Genomic DNA, 19,472 nt, shown 5'->3' on the forward strand with positions numbered 1-19,472 from the left:
TTTAATTTACTGCCAATAAATAGTTCATTTGCCTCCGTTAAGAACTTTTAGCTTTTTTAGTCAATCTTTTTCTCAAAATATGCATGTCATCACTAATTTTTTTCTCTAGCACTCTTGCATAAATTTGGGTAGTTGCTATTTTACTATGCCCTAATAGTTTTGAGACTGTCTCAATTGGAACTCCATTACTCAAAGTAATTGTAGTTGCGAAAGTATGACGCGCCATATGGAATGTAAGGTTCTTTTTAATACCACATACAAAAGCAACATCTTTTAAATAAGCATTCAGCTTCTCATTTGTTATTTTAGGAAATAGGGTTCCAGAAACTATCGTCATAGGATGATCTTTGTATTTATTGATTATCTCTTGCGCCTTACCTAACAAAGGGATTTTAACCTTGCTTTTGGTTTTCTGTCTGTGAGTAAATATCCAATTAACCCCATCAATTCCCAATAGAATATTGTCCTCAGTTAAATTCATAATATCTATATAACTGATTCCAGTGTAACAACTAAAAACGAATAAATCTCTAACGCGCTCTAATCGCTTTTGTTGAAACTCTTGCAACTCCATATTTGATAGTTCGTTTTCAGATAGAAATTCTCTTTCTTTTTTCTCATAAACTGGTTTCCATCTTACGAACGGATCTTTATCTACCCATTCCAAATGATACCCAAGAGTAACAATTTTTCTTAATCGCTGAATGTGTTTCATTATGGTATTATTACTCATTCCTCTCGGATGGCCAGCTGGCCAATAATTGCCTAGGAAACTTTCAAAATCGCATAGGAATTTATAATCTAGCTGTTTTAAATATATATCGGTTGTCTTTCTTTTTTGTTTTAAGAATCGATTTATATAGTTCTCGGTAATTCCAAAATTTCTTATTGAACCAGATGCGAGTGTGTTTTCTATTTTCTTACTATGGTACTTAATGAGATCTTGTAGTGATTTGGTGTTTTCATCTTCTCCATTATAATTGGCTTTAATCAATTGAGCAGTAATGAGCTCCCCTTTATATTTTAAATCCTGATATACTTGAAAAAGCTTAGTATAGGTTTGATCTAAATAGTTATTAATCTGCTTTGCTGAGGTAGTATGACCTTTTACACGCTTTTTTTTCACATCCCAAAGGTTAACATTAACCTTACATTTTAAGCTAATATTGACACGCTTTCGGTCAACGGTTACTCTGGCATAGATTTCAGCTTCATTGTTTTTTGCACGTGAAGCATTTATCCAGAATAGGATAGAGAATGTTTTTGATGTCTTCATAGTTGGACGTCTTTAAAGATTAAACTTGCTTTAGACGAAAGTCAAATCAACTATGCTTTATGCTTTCGGTCGCGGTCAACAATGTTGACCGCAGTATAAATGTGTTAACCGAATAGGTGTCATATTATATCAAATTGATTGATTTTCTATGATTACCTAAAAACTACAAAAGCTTGCAAAATCATAGATTTTACAAGCTTTTTATACTCATTACGAGTTTTTTAGTGACCTCGACAGGATTCAAACCTGTAACCTTCTGAGCCGTAATCAGATGCGCTATTCAGTTGCGCCACGAGGCCGTTTTTAAGTGGGTGCAAATATAAGACATTTATTAAAAAACAACCAAACTATTTATTTCAAAATTGTAATCCTTATTTTTGAATCATGGTTACCAAAGAATTACTCCAACCCTTTCATTACTTATTCGATGCACATATTCTCGAGCAAATTACAAGTGTTGCAGTGCTCAAAACTTTTAAGAAACATGATATCATTATAGATATTGGCCAAGACCTCAACTATATACCACTTTTAATAGATGGCAACATAAAGGTACTACGCGAAGATAGAGATGGAAACGAATTGCTACTCTACGTTCTCGAAAGCGGTGACACATGCGCTATGTCATTGACTTGCTGCATGGCTAAAGCCAAAAGTAAGATTAGAGCCGTTGCAGATGAAGATGTCTCGGTATTAATGATACCTATTGATAATATGAAATTGTGGTTTAACACCAATGAAAGCTGGCGTAACTTTATTTTGATGAGCTATCAGATTCGATTTGATGAAATGCTTGAGACCATTGATACTTTAGCTTTCATGAAAATGGATAAACGCGTTCATAAATACCTCAAAGATCAAGTTAAGTTGACGGCTTCCAAAACTTTAAAAGTAACACATCAAGAAATTGCTGAAGATTTGCATACTTCTAGAGTAGTAATTTCTAGGCTTTTGAAACAATTGGAAAACGAAAATAAAATTGAACTCGGCAGAAACAGGATTACGGTTTTAGACTTTTAGTAACTTTTGTAACATTGACTAAGCTACAGAACTCTATTTTTGCTTCAAAATAATACTATGGAATATATATTACAACCTTGGCCTTGGTACGTATCTGGGCCATTAATAGCCATTGTAATGTTTCTTCTCCTCTACTTCGGAAGAACATTCGGCATGTCATCTAACCTCAGAACGCTCTGTGCCATTGGTGGAGCTGGTAAAAAAGTTGAGTTTTTTAAGTTTGATTGGAAAAGCCAACGTTGGAATTTAGTCGTGGTCCTTGGAGCTATTCTTGGTGGTTTTATTGCGCATTTTTTATTGTCTAACCCCACCAACATTGATTTGAGCCAAAATACAATTCAAGATTTGAAAACACTTGGTTTTGAAAATGCAGGAAAAAGTCTGCTACCGCCAGAATTATTCAGTTGGGATGCGGTCTTTACCATTAAAGGCTTTTTGATTCTTGTCATTGGCGGTTTTCTAGTTGGGTTTGGCACGCGTTATGCTGGTGGCTGCACCTCTGGCCATGCCATTACAGGTCTTAGCAGTTTACAGTTACCCTCGCTTATTGCTGTGGTTGGCTTTTTCATAGGAGGTTTAATTATGATTCATTTGATCTATCCAATATTATTTTAAAATGGGAAAGTATATAAAGTTTTTTTTTAGTCGGCATTCTATTCGGAATTGTATTGGTAAAGTCTGAAGCCGTTTCATGGTACCGCATTTTTGAAATGTTTAAGTTTCAGTCATTTCATATGTACGGCATCATTGGCACTGCGGTTGCAACTGGTGTTATATTACTATTGGTTTCAAAATATAAAAGGATAAAAACAATAGAAGGTTCAACTTTAAAAGTCCCCTTAAAACAGAAAGGGTTTTCAAGATATATTATAGGAGGCACCATTTTTGGGTTAGGATGGGCTTTAGCTGGTGCATGCCCAGGACCAATGTATATCCTAATTGGCACAGGTGTATTTTCAATATTAATCGTCATAGCCGCTGCAATATTAGGTACCTATGTTTACGGCTTACTAAAAGACAAACTACCGCACTAAATGGAACTTATTGAAATATTAGGATATTTTGGTGCATTGGTGGTTGGGCTTGTATTGGGCTTAATTGGTGGTGGAGGATCTATTTTGACTGTACCTATTTTAGTATACCTTATTGGGCTGAACCCTATTGTAGCTACAGCTTATTCCCTTTTTGTGGTAGGAGTAACGTCTATAATTGGGGCATTTCAAAATTTTAAAAAGGGATTGGTGGATGTAAAAACGGCGGTCATTTTTGCCGTACCAGCTTTTATAGCTGTATATCTTACCAGACGCTATTTAGTACAAATGATTCCAGAGGAAGTACTTAGTATCGGAGATTTTGTTGTTACCAATTCTATATTTATTATGGTTTTGTTTGCAGTGATAATGTTACTTGCAAGCTACTCCATGATAAGAAACAAGCGTAAAGAATTAACCAATACTGATAACGATATACAATCATTTAATTATCCACTCATTGCCGCAGAAGGACTTGTAGTAGGTATACTTACAGGCTTGGTTGGTGCTGGTGGTGGTTTTTTAATAATTCCTGCATTAGTACTTTTAGCTAAGTTGCCCATGAAAAAAGCAGTGGGCACTTCACTTTTAATTATTGCTGTAAAATCCTTAATTGGATTCCTTGGCGATATTCCAAACATAGACATCGATTGGAATTTCCTTCTACTCTTTACCGCGATATCTATTATAGGAATAGTTTTAGGAGTTTACCTTTCAAAATTTATTAGTGGTAAAAAACTCAAAAAAGGATTTGGTTATTTCACACTTATAATGGCTATCTATATTATATACAAAGAGTTATTTTAAAGCTGTGTAATAAATGTGACAAACAGAGGTGTGAAGTTTTGTAACTTTGTACTATTCAAAAAAATAACAGATATGAAAATAGAACAATTATATACAGGGTGTCTTGCACAAGGTGCATACTATATTGAATCTGATGGTGAAGTTGCTATAATTGATCCATTACGAGAAACGCAACAATATATAGACAAAGCAAAAGCGAATAATGCAAAAATAAAATACATACTAGAAACCCATTTCCACGCTGATTTTGTGTCTGGCCACGTCGATTTAGCTAATAAGACTGGTGCAACCATAGTTTTTGGACCAGGAGCCTCTACTGAGTACGATATTCACTCGGCTAAAGATGGTGAAGAATTAAAAATAGGGAAACTTACCATAAAAGTATTACACACGCCCGGACACACTTTAGAGTCAACCACCTATTTATTGAAAGACGAAAACGGTAAAGACCACGCTATATTTTCTGGTGATACTTTGTTTTTAGGAGATGTAGGGAGACCAGATTTAGCCATAAAATCTGATGTTACAAAAGAAGATTTGGCAGGAATGCTTTATGATTCGCTGCGACATAAAATTATGCCTTTGGCTGATGACGTCATTGTTTACCCAGCGCATGGAGCTGGTTCTGCGTGTGGTAAAAACCTAAGCAAAGAAACAGTTGGTGTTTTAGGAGAGCAAAAGAAAACCAACTACGCTTTAAGAGAGGACATGAGCAAGGAAGAATTCATAAAAGAAGTGCTTGATGGTATTGCACCTCCACCTCAGTATTTTGCAAAAAATGCCATGATGAACAAGGTAGGCTATGATGCTTTTGACACTGTTTTAAAAACAGGTGATATTCCTTTAAACCCAGAAGAATTTGAAGCTATGGCAAATCATGAATCTGCTTTGGTTTTAGACGTAAGACCACAGGGCGAATTTGTAAAAGGCCATATCCCAAATTCAATTTTTATTGGCCTCAACGGTTCTTTTGCTCCTTGGGTTGGTGCACTGATTACAGACATAAAACAACCAATAGTGTTGGTTGTACCAGAGGGCAAATCAGCAGAAGCCGTAACACGATTATCTCGTGTGGGTTATGACAATACTTTAGGTTATCTAGAAGGTGGTATTGAAGCATGGAAAGCTGCCGGAAAAGACATTGAAACTCTAGAGTCTATAACAGCCGACGAATTTGCAGATAGAGCAAAAGAAAATGACATCAACATCCTAGATGTACGAAAAGATGGGGAATACCAATCCATGCATTTAGAAAATGCACAACATCTTTCTCTAGATTTTATCAATGAAAAAATGAATGAAGTCTCTAAGGACAAAACGTATTATATTCACTGTGCTGGCGGATATCGTTCTGTAATTGCAGCATCGATTTTAAAAGCAAGAGGATTTGATAAACTTGTTGATATCGCTGGTGGTTTTGGCGCCATCAAGAAAACGGATTTACCAACAACAGATTTTGTTTGCCCTTCTACTTTGTAATTTGATAACAACACAAAAATAAAAAGGTTGCATTTGCAACCTTTTTTTATACAATTTCAGCACTTAATCCAGCTTGAAGAAGTTTAGAACAACGTGGTTTTAAATCATCATAAGAGCCTGTTTTTACCGTACACTTTCCTTTATAATGTACAATAATGGCACATTGCTCTGCTTGTTCTGGCACATGGTCGCAAGCATAAATTAGGGTATCAATGACATGATCAAAGGTATTGACATCATCATTGAATAAAACGATTTCATTTTGTTTTAATACGCCTTCTTCGAGAAGTAGTTCTTCGGATTGTTTTTCTTTTATGCCCATTGGGATTAGGTATTTAAGCTAATTTAAAAAAAATTCAATTTAAAAACGAAAAAGAATACTATATAGACATAATTGAAATGTTAAAACTTCAATTTTAAACATAACTTGTAAGAACTCCATGACAGGACTTTGTTTTAATTTGAAATTCTACCAATAAAAAATGGGCTACTTACTAGTAAGCAACCCATTAATAATTTGGTGACAAAAAAGTATTGTTCTAACTATTTAGTTACAAGGACCGAGATAATTCCATCCACTAGAAGTTCGTTCGTACAAACTTCCATTATAAGTTACACGATCACCAGGACTGTAACTTGTACCACTATTCCACGCTGGCACTCCATCACATGGACCAGAGGTTGATTGTGAATATAGATATTCTAATGCTGTGATATCATTTCCATTAAATTCACCATCTGCACTAGTGGAAAAACATGCCTGCATAATCGATGTAATATCCGTACCTGTTGGAGTACCTGGTATGTGCACTGCCCCATTAGAACCTTGTCCTTCGTTATTATAAGAACCACAACTTGCACGGTCAAACCAATCTGAATGACGGAAACCAACCGAGTGACCAATTTCATGTGTAATCACATGCTCGTTCACGTTAGTTGAAAACTGCTCTATACCATAAATCTGAATATACTTATGTGGCTGCCCACTTGAATTAGGAAACCCTGCTACACCTCCAGTACCGTTAGGATTATTAACCGTGTTGTCATAAACTACCATATCCGCTGCTTGATGATTGGTACCAAAGGTTAGGTTAAATTGCAGAGTTGTATTAAGATTGTTGTAGTTGTCTACCGCATACTGCAAAGCTGTGCGAGCCTTACTACTTAAAGCTTGACTACCACCTGTATATCCTAAAATATCAATGGTAAGATAAGCTCCCTCTACAAGATTATAGGTACTATATTGGCGCCCTTCAGCACCACCACCAATTAAATCATTAAGGTCTTCAAATGTAAAAGTGATATCACTGCCTATATAAATGCGTTCTTCTATTGTACCATCAGGCAAATGAAAATCGCCTCTAGACACAATACCAGCATCAATATCCAAAGCCGATATGGCTTCGAGCAGGTCGGCATCTGTAACTAAGGTTCTGTTATCTAAATTATTCATGTTAATAATCATATCTTCTTGAAAATTAGAAGTGTCATCGATATTTTCGTCCTTTTCACAAGCTGTAAATACCAGTGTAAAAACTGAAAAGGCAATTGCTAAATATTTTAATGGTTTTTTCATTTTTAAAATGTTTAAATTAGTTGAATTGTTTTATACGTTTACGTAAACAATTGCATAGGTAAATCTGGGTCGATACGTATTGATGTATCAACAGAAAATCTGCTACAATTAAAATAATATTATTTGCATAAATATACGTAGAAAAGAGAAACTTAGATTACGGAAAAACCACACTTTTTTATATTTTTATGTTAAATTAACACAAAATATTGAGGATTACTTAAAAAATAATGTAATAAATTAAGAATTATTCAATTTCAAACTGAGCAGCTATCCATCTGTTTTTAAGAGTTTTATCTTCGAAAATTAAATTATTTTCAAGGCATTTTTGGGTAATAAATGCTAAATCATCCTCGTAAAAACCACTTAAGAAAAGTTTCCCGCTTTTATTCAAACTTTTTGCATAAGCAGGTATATCTTGGAGTAAGATATTTCTATTGATGTTTGCAATAATACAGTCATATTTTTGGTTCTGTAGAAAGGAAACATCTCCTTCATGTACTGAAATATTTTCACATTGGTTGCGCTCTACATTTTCTAAGCTATTAACATAACACCAATTATCAATATCAACAGCATCTAATTTGGTGGCTCCAACTTTTTCAGCCAAAATTGCCAAAACACCAGTTCCGCAACCCATATCTAAAACCGATTTGTCTTTAAAATCATTTTTCAAGATATGCTGAATCATCATGTGCGTGGTTTCATGATGTCCAGTGCCAAAACTCATTTTTGGTTCGATTATTAAATCATATTTGGTGTTTGGCTTGTCATGAAAAGGCGCTCTTACCGTTACCAAATCATCAACAACGATGGGTTTAAAATTCTTTTCCCATTCTGCGTTCCAGTTGGTTTGTTCTATTTCATTGAACTCGTATGTGATCTTAAACTCATTAGAATTTAAAATATGGATATCATCGAGAATATTCTTATTCCAATCCTCTTTTTGAATGTAGGCCGTTACACCAGAATTGTTTTCAACAAAACTTTCAAAACCTGCATAACCTAATTCTGCAATCAGGATTTCTGTTGCTGGTTGTAGTGGTTCGACTTTAAAATCGTAGCCTATGTAAATGGTGTTAGACATTTAAAACGCATTTACAATTGCGTAAAAATCCTCCGCTTTGAGTGAAGCTCCTCCGATTAAACCACCATCTACATCTGGCTTAGAAAAAATCTCCTTTGCATTGTTTGGTTTAACACTACCTCCATAAAGAATAGATACTGAGTTAGCGACATCATTACCATATTTATTTGATAACGTTTTTCTAATAAAGGCATGCATGTCTTGTGCTTGCTCTGGAGTTGCAGTTTCTCCTGTTCCAATAGCCCAAACAGGTTCATAAGCTAGAACAATGTTCTTAAAAGCATCGGCTCCCAAATGAAACAATACATTTTTTATTTGGCTCTCAACGACTGCCTCCTCTTTTCCTGCTTTACGATCTGCTAATTCTTCACCGAAACAAAAAATCACTCGCATTTCATTATTTAGTGCGGCATCAACTTTCTTTGCCAAAGACTCATCCGTTTCATTAAAGTAAGCTCGACGTTCACTATGTCCTAAAATAACGGTTTGAATGCCTACACTTTTCAGCATACTTGCACTCACTTCACCTGTATAGGCACCATTTTCCGCAAAATGCATATTCTGAGCAATCACCTCTATATCCTCTTGTCTCAAAGCTTCAAAAGCGTGCCATAAGTTTGTAAATGTTGGCGCTATCATCACCTCGGCATCAGAGGTCTGAGTTTGTTGCTTTAAATCGGTGATCAGAGCTTTGGTTTCTGATAGTTGATTATTCATTTTCCAGTTTCCGGCTACAATATGTTTTCTCATAATAATGAAAGTTGTTAATTTAAATGCGGTTCTAAGCTACTCCTTGGAATAAACAAAAGTAATTATTTTAATGCTTCTATGATGTTTTTGTCGTCTGCTTCTATGGCTTTGAATAGTTTGATTTTTCCTTCAGCATCCACAACCATATATCTCGGAATCCAATCGAGGTCTAAAAAATCACCAAATGGACCATCCCAACCCGATTGCATATAGTAATGTTCTCCTTCAACTTTAAACCTATCGATTCCTTTTTTCCATAGTTCTTGTTTTCTATCCAATGATAGAAACAGAAAGGTTGCATCTGGGAATTTTTTCTGTAATTTTTTGACTTTAGGCATCCCTTCTATACAATCGCGACACCATGTTGCCCAAACATCAATGACTATTTGTTTGCCTTCATACTGCTTAATTATGTCTTTAAACTGAACAGATTCACCTTCTAGAGAAATAAAGGTGTCATTCATCGCAGCTTCCGAAAATGTTGTTGGCGTTTCTGTATGGCAGCCCAATAGCATAACCAAAACGATTAAGATAATATTCACATGTATGTGTTTCATTGAGTTCAAATTCTAATTCTAATTGATAGATTTAAGACAACTTAACCCTTGGGTCGAGCCATGCATACATAACATCAACTAAAATATTGATGGTGATAAATACTATAGCGATAACCAAAACAGCACCCATAATTACAGGCAAATCTAGAGTATTCAGTGCATTTACGATTTCTTTTCCTAAACCGTTCCAACCGAAGATGTACTCCACAAAAACCGCACCAGCCAACATCGAAGCAAACCAACCAGAAATTGCCGTTACAACAGGATTCAATGCATTTTTTACAGCATGTTTTTTTATGACTTGATATTCACTTAAACCCTTGGCTCTTGCTGTCCTAATATATTCCTGACCCATAACTTCTAATAATGAATTTCGCATCAGCTGAATTACAACTGCCAATGGACGAATACCTAAAACTAAGGCCGGAAGTATTAAGTTTTTCCATTGAATGGTCATTTTTTCACCAAAGTCATCGAGCTCATATAAACTCCCTGTCATTTCAAGATTGGTGTATTTATGCAGCACAAACCCAAAGAACCACGCAAATAAAATGGCACTAAAAAAAGACGGTACACTCATACCAAACGTACTTAAAACCTGAATGGATTTATCTATCCAAGTATCTTTATATAATGCTGAAATGATTCCGAACATAATTCCTATAATAATAGCAATTATGATTGCTGAAACAGCTAAAACAAAAGTGTTGGGAATGGTTTCTCCAATGACTTCGGTTACTTTTTTACCTTGTTTGGTAAAAGACTCCCTTAGATATGGCGTTTTAATAACCGTAGTGGTATTCCCTAAACTGAAAAGTTTTGAAGCATTGTATTTATTTGGACTTAAATGCGTATAATCGTTCGAGCTATTAGAATGAAAAGATATTGGCGATAAATCATTAAGGTAATATAAAAACTGTGTTCCCAATGGTTTATCAAAACCATACTTTTTCTTTACAGCTTCAACCTGCTCAGCAGTTTGGTTTTGTCCTAGCATCATTTTGGCAGGATCGCCAGGTAATATGGTAAACAAAAAGAAAATAACCGTAACCACACCAATTAAGGTGATGAATGCGTAGAATAATTTATTTACGAGATATTTTATCAAATTAAAGTTCTATGTCTTCTATATCATTCCAATGTGCCTTGTCAACCACAGTACCTTTGTTAAGAATTACAATTCCAGGGTTAGATCGTACTATCGTCTTAATCACTTTTTCGTCGCACAAGTAAAAATCAAAATTAAGATTATGGTCTTGCTTTACTTGTTGTTTTTCAGTTTCACCAGATGATGTTAAACCGATAACGGTATAACCTTTGGCCATACCTTTGTCCGTAAATGCTTTTAGCTTAACTACTCCGTCCTCTTCGGCTTTTGAAATGTTATACATCGCTACAATTAAAAGGTTTTCCATGTCCAAAAAATGCGACGTTAAATCTTCATTTACAGACTCAATTGAAAAATCCTGTATTGGTGGAATATAGCCTTCGTCAATGGTTTCGGTTTCTACACCAATATACTCTCCATCAACTTGGGGATAACTACCATTTGTAACAAACTCTTGCTCTTCACCGTTCACTTTAAATGTCCAGGTGTATTCTAATATAGGTTTCTGTGCATCCTCTGGAATGGTCATTTGTTCTTTAATATTCTTCCCAATAGCATATGCCCTAAAATCTATTGCAGGTAAGTGCATCAATACATGGTACCCAAACCAAAGTGATGCTATAAAACTGAGTAAAGCTATTACTGTAGTTGGCAGTTTAGTGAATATAGGTTTAATGTGTTTTAATCCGTACACCAATATTAAAATCAACACCAAAAGAATGACGTCTTTAGTAAAACTCTCCCAAGGTGTCAGTTTTAAAGCGTCACCAAAGCAACCACAATCTTTTACTTTATCAAAATATGCCGAATAAAACGTTAGAAATGTAAAAAACACAATCATTGCCAATAAACTATAGACTGTGAATTTTGGCTTGTAACCAATTAGAAGAAACACTCCCAAAACCACTTCAAAGACTACAACAAATACAGAAATCAATAATGCATACGGAATTAAGAATTCCATGTTTAAAACATCTTCGCCAAAGTATTCTTGAAGTTTGTATGAAAAGCCAAGAGGGTCATTCAGTTTTATAAATCCTGAAATGATAAATAGGGCTCCGACTAATATTCTGCTTATTTGAACTAAATACTTCATATTTTTTTGTCATTCCTGCGTAGGCAGGAATCTAATTGTTTTTTTAATATTTATAGTGGATTCCTGTCTTCGCAGGAATGACAATTATTCACCTTCCCCCAAATGAATCATGGCGAAAACCGCATAATTAATCATGTCTTGATAATTAGCATCAATACCTTCGCTTACAATAGTTTTGCCCGCGTTATCTTCAATCTGCTTTACGCGCAATAATTTTTGAAGGATTAAATCCGTTAGGGAACTTACACGCATGTCTCGCCAAGCTTCACCATAATCATGGTTTTTGTTCATCATCAATTTTTTGGTCAACGCAATTTTCTCATCATAAAGTTGAGCGGCTTCATCAGTGTTCATATCAGGTTGTTCTACAACACCTTTTTCCAATTGAATTAAAGCCATTATACAATAATTAATAATGCCAATAAACTCGCTTACTTCACCTTCATCAACCTTTCTAACTGCATTTTGTTGCAAACTACGAATACGTTGTGCCTTTATAAAAATTTGATCCGTAAGTGATGGTAATCTCAAAATTCTCCAGGCACTACCATAATCACTCATTTTATTTACAAAAAGCGCTCTGCATTTGGCGATAACAGCATCGTACTGCTTTGATGTATCTTGCATCTAAAAACTATTATTATTTTGCGTAAATTTCGCTTATTTAGTCCAAAGTTCAAAGTTACGCGTTCAATGTTTTTATAAGCATTTACGAATTTGGAAATATGTTAATAACTTTGAGTCTTAAATTTTAAAATCTTGAACCATCCAATAACCATAAACTGCAAAGGAAAATTAATTGACCTATCCACACCAAAAGTGATGGGTATTCTCAATGTAACGCCAGATTCGTTCTACGATGGCGGCACGTACAAAGATGAATCTGAGATTCTGAAACAAGTAGAGACTATGCTCAGTGAAGGTGCGACTTTTATTGATGTTGGTGGTTACAGTTCTCGACCTGGCGCAGATGAAGTCAGTGAACAGGAAGAACTAAAGCGTGTGGTGCCTGTTGTGGAATTAATATTGAAATATTTTCCGGATACCTTAATCTCTGTGGACACTTTTAGAAGTGAAGTCGCCAAGCAAAGCATTGAAGCAGGTGCTGCCATGGTGAATGATATTTCAGCGGGAAAACTTGATGACAACATGATGTCAACCATTGGTAAATTGGGTGTACCCTACATTATGATGCACATGAAAGGGAATCCACAAACCATGCAACAGCAAACGGATTATGATGACTTGCTAAAGGACATCAACTTCTATTTTGCTGAACGGATTACCGCGGCACATAAAGCAAAAATCAACGACATCATCATAGATCCTGGATTTGGATTCGCTAAAACCTTAGAACAAAACTACGAGCTGCTCAACCATATGGAATTGCTTCAAATTACGGACCAACCGATCTTAGCTGGTGTCTCAAGAAAATCCATGATTTATAAAACACTAGGCACAACTGCAGACAATGCACTTAACGGTACAACTGCTTTACATATGATAGCTTTAGAAAAAGGGACGAAAATTCTTCGTGTACATGATGTTAAAGAAGCTGTGGAATGTGTAACACTTTTTAATCAACTTAATTTTATAAATTAGCAAAAACCGTTAACCTTTGGAAAACTTACAACTTTGGGATTTTAGATTTATAGATTTTGTAGATGTCTTCCTTGTTGCCATACTACTCTATTACATCTATAAACTAGTTAAAGGTACGGTTGCCATCAATATTTTTATTGGTATTCTTATCATCTATTTTGCCTGGCGCTTAACTGATTATCTGCAAATGCAAATGCTGTACAGCATTTTTGATGGCTTTATGAAAGTGGGTATTATTGCACTTATTGTGGTCTTTCAGCCAGAAATCAGAAAGTTTTTGCTACTCGTAGGTTCTACCAATATTGGTGGTAAAAAGGGAATTTTTAAAAACTTTAAATTCCTGAAAAACGATGACCAAACAACAACGGATGTAGATGCTATTATTAATGCATGCAATAGAATGGGAACTACAAATACTGGAGCGCTCATAGTGATAGAACGTAATAATAATCTCGATTTTTTGACCAACACTGGTGATTCCATGAATATTCTGGTTTCACAACCCATTATAGAAAGCATCTTTTTTAAAAACAGCCCATTACACGATGGTGCAATTATCATTGACAATAATGTTGTAAAAGCAACTCGAGTTATTCTGCCTGTAAATAATGAAAAGAATATTCCAGAACGTTTTGGATTGCGACACAGAGCTGCAGTTGGTATCACCGAAAAAACTGATGCTCTGGCTATTGCAGTTAGCGAAGAAACCGGGCAAATCTCATATATAAAGAATGGAGAGTTCGTCATGTTTAAGGACACTGATGACCTTATTAAAAAAATTAAACAAGATCTAGTTTAGTGAATTGTAAAAATTGCAATAAATACCTACGTGAAACTCAAAAATTCTGCGATGAGTGTGGTGCTAAAGTGATTCAGAATCGTTTGACTCCAAAGGTGCTTGCAGCTCAGGTTAATGAACAGTTTATCTCAATTGACAACAAGTTTTTTAGAACGTTTATTGATTTATTCAAGAAACCTGAAACAGTTATTGAGGGATACATTAATGGTACACGGAAGAAATATATTGATGTACTTCAGTATTTTGCAATTTCCTTGACTCTTGCTGGTATTCAGGTTTTTTTAATGACCACTTTTTTTAGGGAGGCCTTAGAGTTCGATTCCGAATTTCTAAACACCATTGCCAACGCACCTGGTAATGAACATAATCCTTTTTTAAATTCAGGTTTTGATAGCATGACTAATTACCAAGGTCTCATATATATAATAATGGTTCCTTTTTCAGCTTTAGGGTCTTGGACTGTTTATTATTTTTTTGAAGATAAGCGCTATAATTTTACCGAGCACATGGTCATTAATTTGTATTATTCTGCTCAAATAATCATTATTACTGCTGTTTTCAGTATTTTATTCCTAGTTTTTGGATTAAACTATTTGATCGTTTCTGCACTTATAACTCTACCAACGTTTATATATTTTGGGTTCGTTCTAAAACGAGTATTTAAAGAAAGTTTTTGGGAAACTACAGCAAAATTCATATTGGTAATGTTAGTCTATTTACTTGCATTTATACTCCTTATGCTTATAATTGGATTAATAATAGGAATCGTAATCGCATTAAATAAGTGAATTGCAAAAACTGCCATACCGACTTACAGGAAAATGATGATTACTGCAAAAATTGTGGCGGAAAAGTCATTAGAAAACGATTATCCTTTAAGAATCTGTTTGAGCATTTAAGCGAAACATTTTTCAATTATGATAACAAGCTACTTAGAACATTTGTTCAGCTCATTAAAAATCCTGAAGATGTTATCGTCGGTTACATCAATGGTGTTAGAAAGAAATATATTAACCCAATAAGCTTTTTTGGGCTATCGCTAACATTATCTGGGCTATCTATTTTTATAATTAAAAAATTCTACTTAGAACACTTTGATTTTTCAAAAATGTTTGAAGAAATAACAGTGAATCAAGATATAATGGCAAATAACACTTTTGAAGGTGTTTTAGAGTACAATTCACTGTTTTATGCTTTTCTTATTCCGCTCTTCGCATTAATTTCTTGGGTAGTTTTTCTCAATAAGAAATATAATTTCACCGAACATATTATAATCTATCTCTACTCCATTTCCTTTTTGAGCATACTTTTTGTATTAATAGCACAAGTGGTATTGATTGTCGCACCAGAGAGCTATATGTCCTTTAGCTTTCTGTCATGGCCATTAATGTTTATATATAATTGCTATATATTAACGCGTATTTTTAAACTTTCTTTCTGGGACTTAATTTTAAGGTCTATAATTTTCTTTGCCTTGTTCTTTGTCGCCTACATCATTATTTCATTCGCAGTATTCTTTATTATGTTAGGGACTGGAGCAATAAATCTAGAAGATTTTAGACCTAAATAACAAAAGATTAAACGGCCTCTGCCTTTAAAAATTGTACTTCATAAAGGTTTTTATAGTAGCCATCTTTCTTTTTAAGTAATGATTTGTGCGTACCTATTTCAACAATTTGCCCAGCATCCATAACAATAATTTTATCGGCTTGTTGAATGGTTGCCAAACGATGTGCAATTACAATAGAAGTCCTTCCTTTAGTTATGGTGTCTGTTGCATCTTGTATCAATTGCTCAGAATAGGAATCGACAGAAGATGTCGCTTCATCCAAGATTAAAATACTTGGATTGGTAACGTAAGCTCTTAAGAATGAAATCAATTGACGTTGACCAGACGACAGCATCACACCACGTTCCTTAACATTATAATGATAACCACCTGGAAGTGATGTAATAAATTCATGAATACCTATAGCTTTTGCTGCCGTTACAACATCTTCTTCAGTTATGTACTCATTGTTTAAGGTGATATTGTTTAGAATCGTGTCTGCAAATAAAAACACATCTTGAAGCACCACAGCAATTTGGTTTCGCAATGAGCTTAGGGTCATCTCCTTAATATCTGTATTATCAATCTTTATGGTACCAGAATTAATTTCATAAAAACGATTCAACAAATTAATAATCGTAGATTTACCTGCACCTGTTGCTCCAACAATGGCGACCGTTTCACCTGCTTCAACATTAAATGACACACCTTTTAGAACCTCTTCGTCTTTTATATACGAGAATATAACATTATCAAATTCTATATCTCCTTTAAAATGATTGGCCTCTAACGTACCAGCATCATCGATATTGGATTTGGTATCCAACACTCTAAAGACGCGATCCGCTGCAACCATACCCATTTGTAACGTATTGAATTTATTCGCGATTTGGTTCAATGGTCTAAACAATAATGGAATAAACATGGTAAAAGCGATTAAATCACCCATTGAAGCCGTTTGCCCAACTACCGTATTTAATCCACCGATCCAAATCACGGCTCCCATAGTTAATGATGATACAAATTCAGCTATAGGAAAAAAAATAGAATTGTACCAAACCGTTTTTAACCATCCTTTTTTATGTCGCTCGTTGATCTGTTTAAACTTTCTATATTCAGTAGTTTCACGCGTAAACAATTGCAAAATTTTCATTCCGGTAACACGCTCTTGAACGAAGGAGTTCAAATTAGAAACTTCAGTGCGTACATCTTCAAAAGCGCGTTTCATATACTTCTGAAATATTTTTGTAGCAATGACAATAATTGGAAGTGTGGTAAATACTATGAGTGCCAATTTCCAATTCATATAAAACATCACACCAGCAACAACAACCATCTTTAGAATATCACTAAATATCATGAAGAGACCTTGTCCAAAAATATCAGCAATACGCTCCATATCAGTTACCGCTCTTGTAATGAGAACTCCAACAGAGGATTTATCAAAATAGGTCATTTTAAATTTTAGGATATGCTTAAATAATTTTACACGAATATCCTTAACAACAGATTGCCCTAACCAACTCGCATAATAGATAAACAGCAATTGCGAAATGACTTCAAGAATCAGAAGCACCAGCATTGCAGCCACATAGAGCACAAAACCATCGTATTTTCTTTCCGCTATTTGAGTATCTATGGCTTGTTGCAGCACATAAGGCCTTAAAGCACCAAAAGCTGCAAGCCCGATGACACAAACCAATGAAATAATAAAAACATTTCTGTATGGTTTTATGTACTGTAGCAATCGCTTGAAGAGCGATACATCAAATATTTTTTTCTTACTTGCTTCTGCCATCTTTAGTTTCCGCAAAGGCGGAAATCCCTTTAATTAATTTTTATACTATCCGGATAAACAATCTCAACCAAATATAATCCATGAGCAGGAACCGAAAAACCCGCTTTGCCTCTATCTTTAGAAGCTATAATTTTATGTAAATCGTCTGGTTGTAATTTTCCTAAACCAATATTTACCATTGTGCCAACAATTGCCCTAACCATATTGCGCAAAAAACGATTTGCTGAAATCGTAAATACAAGCTGATCAGAATTTTTAGTCCAATAGGCTTCCTTTATATCACAATTATACGTTTTTACATCTGTATTACTCTTAGAAAAGCATTGAAAATCTTTATACTCAAATAAGATTTTGCAAGCTTCATTCATAGCATCAACATTTAATGGCAAATGCATTTGATAAGTAAAATCATAATCAAATACGTTTTTTGATGTAGAAACCTTATAATTATAAGTTCTACTTATAGCATCAAAACGCGCATGAGCCTCTTGCGCTACCTTAAAAACAGAATGAATTGCCACATCCTTTGGTAAAAACGAATTCAATTTATAAACTAAATCATTAGGTTCAAAATTGCCATCAAAATCAAAATGAGCAAACATCTGTGAAGCATGCACACCCGTATCGGTTCTGCCTGCTCCTGTGATACTGATGTTGTTTTTTAAAATAGTACTCAATGCTTTTTCCAAAACCTCTTGCACACTAATTGCGTTGGGCTGATTTTGCCACCCATGATAAGCTTTGCCGTTGTATGAAAGTTCGATGAAAAATCGCAATAGAAATCTTACTTTTGTGAAAAGACAAAGATAAAGTTTTAGTTGCTAAAGAAATCTTAAATTAAAAGAGATTCCCAAAGTCGTGGGAATAATAAATACTGAAATAAATTCAGCCAGGTGAAAAAAATACTCCTTTTATCAGACACACATAGCTACATAGATGACGCAATTCTTAATCATGTAAAACAAGCTGATGAAGTATGGCACGCTGGCGACATCGGTGATTTATCAGTAACCGATAATATTAAAAAACTGAAACCGCTTCGTGCCGTTTATGGTAATATTGATGATGCTAAAGCAAGAAGAGAGTTCCCATTACATAACAGGTTTAAATGCGAGGAGGTAGATGTTTGGGTAACTCATATTGGTGGTTATCCTCCAAAATACAACAATAACGTTAGAGAGGAACTCAAAAATAATCCACCAGACTTATTTATTTGCGGACACTCACATATTCTAAAGGTTATGCCAGATAAAAAACTAAACCTTCTGCACATCAATCCCGGAGCAGTTGGTAAACATGGGTTTCACAAAGCCAGAACCATGTTACGGTTTAAGATTGACGGAAAGGATATAAGGGACTTGGAAGTTATTGAGTTTGATAGGCGATAAAATTAAAAAACCCAGACGGCAGCGTCTGGGTTCTTCACACTAATATACTAAGATTTTAGGTTCATCGTAATCGATCTACAGATTTTACGAGATCTTCGTCCTTTTTTATAGCCTTGTTAGCCAAGACTAAACACACAATAGAAAAAATAGGAAGAAGAATCCCAATACCTTTCTCAGAAACGTTAGTTTCTCCAGATAAATTTAGAGATTGATAAACAAAGATTCCTAGTAAAATAAAGTTTAATATTATATTAAGTCGTCCCAACATAAATTGAGATTTTCTGTTTTTAAATCTAAAAATAGACACTATTGAAAAGAAAGCTGATGCTAAAAACAATCCAAATACATAGTTTATGTCATCGGCAAACACCTTATCACCTTCCATATTTGTCCATAAATGAAACACATAGATGAGTCCAGCAGAGATGCCAGCAGCTAAAAATAAATAGAGTGTCTGTATGCGTTGTATCATTATCTTTATTAAAAAAGCAACGCAAAATTAGCAGTTTATTTTTTAAAAAGATAAATATTATTGAAAATAAAGTTGTA

The 19,472-nt window shown here is 34.7% G+C and carries 22 protein-coding genes and 1 tRNA gene; 10 read left to right on the forward strand and 13 right to left on the reverse strand.

Annotated elements, in window-relative coordinates; translation table 11 throughout:
* Window positions 1-37: 37 nt before the first annotated feature.
* Both SIB89_RS05140 and SIB89_RS05145 read right to left on the reverse strand, forming a co-directional pair.
* Window positions 38-1,276, reverse strand: coding sequence for a site-specific integrase (locus SIB89_RS05140; protein WP_412561430.1), 1,239 nt, complete (start codon window positions 1,274-1,276; stop codon window positions 38-40).
* Between the two features lie 225 nt (window positions 1,277-1,501).
* Window positions 1,502-1,575: transfer RNA gene (locus SIB89_RS05145), tRNA-Arg, on the reverse strand.
* A gap of 85 nt (window positions 1,576-1,660) precedes the next feature.
* Between SIB89_RS05145 and SIB89_RS05150 the strand changes: the two genes are divergently transcribed.
* The 5 genes from SIB89_RS05150 (at window position 1,661) to SIB89_RS05170 (ending at window position 5,613) form a co-directional block, all read left to right on the forward strand.
* Entirely contained in the window at window positions 1,661-2,296 is a 636-nt protein-coding gene (locus SIB89_RS05150; protein ID WP_412561431.1) for a Crp/Fnr family transcriptional regulator, read from the forward strand.
* A gap of 57 nt (window positions 2,297-2,353) precedes the next feature.
* The gene (locus tag SIB89_RS05155) at window positions 2,354-2,911 is read left to right on the forward strand and encodes a YeeE/YedE family protein (protein ID WP_412561432.1); all 558 of its coding nucleotides are present in this window, start codon (window positions 2,354-2,356) and stop codon (window positions 2,909-2,911) included.
* Between the two features lie 35 nt (window positions 2,912-2,946).
* Complete coding sequence (locus SIB89_RS05160; protein ID WP_412561885.1) at window positions 2,947-3,330, forward strand: DUF6691 family protein; 384 nt, start codon at window positions 2,947-2,949, stop codon at window positions 3,328-3,330.
* On the forward strand, window positions 3,331-4,134 hold the full coding sequence (locus SIB89_RS05165; protein WP_412561433.1) for a sulfite exporter TauE/SafE family protein: 804 nt from the start codon (window positions 3,331-3,333) through the stop codon (window positions 4,132-4,134).
* A 72-nt stretch (window positions 4,135-4,206) separates the two neighbouring features.
* Complete coding sequence (locus tag SIB89_RS05170; RefSeq protein WP_412561434.1) at window positions 4,207-5,613, forward strand: MBL fold metallo-hydrolase; 1,407 nt, start codon at window positions 4,207-4,209, stop codon at window positions 5,611-5,613.
* A gap of 46 nt (window positions 5,614-5,659) precedes the next feature.
* Here the strand turns inward: SIB89_RS05170 and SIB89_RS05175 are convergent, their stop codons facing one another.
* The 8 genes from SIB89_RS05175 to SIB89_RS05210 form a co-directional block, all read right to left on the reverse strand.
* Window positions 5,660-5,935 carry an ATP-dependent Clp protease adaptor ClpS gene (locus SIB89_RS05175; protein WP_412561435.1) on the reverse strand — a complete coding sequence of 92 codons (276 nt, stop codon included), beginning with the start codon at window positions 5,933-5,935 and terminating at the stop codon, window positions 5,660-5,662.
* A 225-nt stretch (window positions 5,936-6,160) separates the two neighbouring features.
* A complete protein-coding gene (locus SIB89_RS05180) occupies window positions 6,161-7,189 on the reverse strand; it encodes a M57 family metalloprotease (protein ID WP_412561436.1) in 1,029 nt (342 codons plus the stop codon).
* A gap of 247 nt (window positions 7,190-7,436) precedes the next feature.
* A complete protein-coding gene (prmA, locus tag SIB89_RS05185) occupies window positions 7,437-8,276 on the reverse strand; it encodes a 50S ribosomal protein L11 methyltransferase (protein ID WP_412561437.1) in 840 nt (279 codons plus the stop codon).
* Entirely contained in the window at window positions 8,277-9,026 is a 750-nt protein-coding gene (tpiA, locus tag SIB89_RS05190; protein ID WP_412561438.1) for a triose-phosphate isomerase, read from the reverse strand.
* A gap of 62 nt (window positions 9,027-9,088) precedes the next feature.
* Complete coding sequence (locus SIB89_RS05195; protein WP_412561439.1) at window positions 9,089-9,583, reverse strand: TlpA family protein disulfide reductase; 495 nt, start codon at window positions 9,581-9,583, stop codon at window positions 9,089-9,091.
* Window positions 9,584-9,614: 31 nt separating this feature from the next.
* Window positions 9,615-10,691, reverse strand: coding sequence for an ABC transporter permease (locus tag SIB89_RS05200; protein ID WP_412561440.1), 1,077 nt, complete (start codon window positions 10,689-10,691; stop codon window positions 9,615-9,617).
* Window position 10,692: 1 nt separating this feature from the next.
* Window positions 10,693-11,787 (reverse strand): BT_3928 family protein, encoded by a 1,095-nt coding sequence (locus SIB89_RS05205; RefSeq protein ID WP_412561441.1) that lies wholly within the window; start codon window positions 11,785-11,787, stop codon window positions 10,693-10,695.
* An 84-nt stretch (window positions 11,788-11,871) separates the two neighbouring features.
* Complete coding sequence (locus tag SIB89_RS05210) at window positions 11,872-12,414, reverse strand: DUF1599 domain-containing protein (RefSeq protein WP_412561442.1); 543 nt, start codon at window positions 12,412-12,414, stop codon at window positions 11,872-11,874.
* A 144-nt stretch (window positions 12,415-12,558) separates the two neighbouring features.
* Between SIB89_RS05210 and folP the strand changes: the two genes are divergently transcribed.
* Genes folP through SIB89_RS05230 form a run of 4 tightly spaced genes read left to right on the forward strand, consistent with a single transcriptional unit; the run spans window position 12,559 to window position 15,758 of the window.
* On the forward strand, window positions 12,559-13,389 hold the full coding sequence (gene folP / locus SIB89_RS05215; protein ID WP_412561886.1) for a dihydropteroate synthase: 831 nt from the start codon (window positions 12,559-12,561) through the stop codon (window positions 13,387-13,389).
* Window positions 13,390-13,405: 16 nt separating this feature from the next.
* Window positions 13,406-14,188, forward strand: coding sequence for a diadenylate cyclase CdaA (cdaA, locus tag SIB89_RS05220; protein ID WP_155090238.1), 783 nt, complete (start codon window positions 13,406-13,408; stop codon window positions 14,186-14,188).
* On the forward strand, window positions 14,188-14,976 hold the full coding sequence (locus SIB89_RS05225; protein WP_412561443.1) for a DUF3667 domain-containing protein: 789 nt from the start codon (window positions 14,188-14,190) through the stop codon (window positions 14,974-14,976). The genes cdaA and SIB89_RS05225 overlap by 1 nt, the downstream gene beginning before the upstream one ends.
* Window positions 14,973-15,758 (forward strand): DUF3667 domain-containing protein, encoded by a 786-nt coding sequence (locus tag SIB89_RS05230; RefSeq protein ID WP_412561444.1) that lies wholly within the window; start codon window positions 14,973-14,975, stop codon window positions 15,756-15,758. The genes SIB89_RS05225 and SIB89_RS05230 overlap by 4 nt, the downstream gene beginning before the upstream one ends.
* A gap of 7 nt (window positions 15,759-15,765) precedes the next feature.
* Here SIB89_RS05230 and SIB89_RS05235 read toward each other — a convergent pair whose 3' ends face one another.
* Window positions 15,766-17,535, reverse strand: coding sequence for an ABC transporter ATP-binding protein (locus tag SIB89_RS05235; RefSeq protein ID WP_412561445.1), 1,770 nt, complete (start codon window positions 17,533-17,535; stop codon window positions 15,766-15,768).
* A 29-nt stretch (window positions 17,536-17,564) separates the two neighbouring features.
* Entirely contained in the window at window positions 17,565-18,311 is a 747-nt protein-coding gene (truA, locus tag SIB89_RS05240) for a tRNA pseudouridine(38-40) synthase TruA (RefSeq protein WP_273290989.1), read from the reverse strand.
* A 117-nt stretch (window positions 18,312-18,428) separates the two neighbouring features.
* Between truA and SIB89_RS05245 the strand changes: the two genes are divergently transcribed.
* Window positions 18,429-18,923: a metallophosphoesterase family protein gene (locus SIB89_RS05245; protein WP_412561446.1), complete on the forward strand. Its 495-nt coding sequence runs from the start codon at window positions 18,429-18,431 to the stop codon at window positions 18,921-18,923.
* 61 nt (window positions 18,924-18,984) lie between these two features.
* Here the strand turns inward: SIB89_RS05245 and SIB89_RS05250 are convergent, their stop codons facing one another.
* Window positions 18,985-19,395, reverse strand: a complete 411-nt coding sequence (locus SIB89_RS05250) for a DUF4293 domain-containing protein (RefSeq protein WP_412561447.1) — start codon at window positions 19,393-19,395, stop codon at window positions 18,985-18,987.
* Window positions 19,396-19,472: the final 77 nt, after the last annotated feature.

It is taken from the genome of Winogradskyella sp. MIT101101 (genome assembly GCF_047126865.1).
Taxonomy (GTDB): domain Bacteria; phylum Bacteroidota; class Bacteroidia; order Flavobacteriales; family Flavobacteriaceae; genus Winogradskyella; species Winogradskyella ouciana.

Coding starts and splice junctions, on each gene's coding strand:
- SIB89_RS05140 (WP_412561430.1), bottom strand. CDS start 1,276: ATGAAGACATCAAAAACATTCTCTATCCTATTCTGGATAAATGCTTCA.
- SIB89_RS05150 (WP_412561431.1), top strand. CDS start 1,661: ATGGTTACCAAAGAATTACTCCAACCCTTTCATTACTTATTCGATGCA.
- SIB89_RS05155 (WP_412561432.1), top strand. CDS start 2,354: ATGGAATATATATTACAACCTTGGCCTTGGTACGTATCTGGGCCATTA.
- SIB89_RS05165 (WP_412561433.1), top strand. CDS start 3,331: ATGGAACTTATTGAAATATTAGGATATTTTGGTGCATTGGTGGTTGGG.
- SIB89_RS05170 (WP_412561434.1), top strand. CDS start 4,207: ATGAAAATAGAACAATTATATACAGGGTGTCTTGCACAAGGTGCATAC.
- SIB89_RS05175 (WP_412561435.1), bottom strand. CDS start 5,935: ATGGGCATAAAAGAAAAACAATCCGAAGAACTACTTCTCGAAGAAGGC.
- SIB89_RS05180 (WP_412561436.1), bottom strand. CDS start 7,189: ATGAAAAAACCATTAAAATATTTAGCAATTGCCTTTTCAGTTTTTACA.
- prmA (WP_412561437.1), bottom strand. CDS start 8,276: ATGTCTAACACCATTTACATAGGCTACGATTTTAAAGTCGAACCACTA.
- tpiA (WP_412561438.1), bottom strand. CDS start 9,026: ATGAGAAAACATATTGTAGCCGGAAACTGGAAAATGAATAATCAACTA.
- SIB89_RS05195 (WP_412561439.1), bottom strand. CDS start 9,583: ATGAAACACATACATGTGAATATTATCTTAATCGTTTTGGTTATGCTA.
- SIB89_RS05205 (WP_412561441.1), bottom strand. CDS start 11,787: ATGAAGTATTTAGTTCAAATAAGCAGAATATTAGTCGGAGCCCTATTT.
- SIB89_RS05210 (WP_412561442.1), bottom strand. CDS start 12,414: ATGCAAGATACATCAAAGCAGTACGATGCTGTTATCGCCAAATGCAGA.
- SIB89_RS05235 (WP_412561445.1), bottom strand. CDS start 17,535: ATGGCAGAAGCAAGTAAGAAAAAAATATTTGATGTATCGCTCTTCAAG.
- SIB89_RS05250 (WP_412561447.1), bottom strand. CDS start 19,395: ATGATACAACGCATACAGACACTCTATTTATTTTTAGCTGCTGGCATC.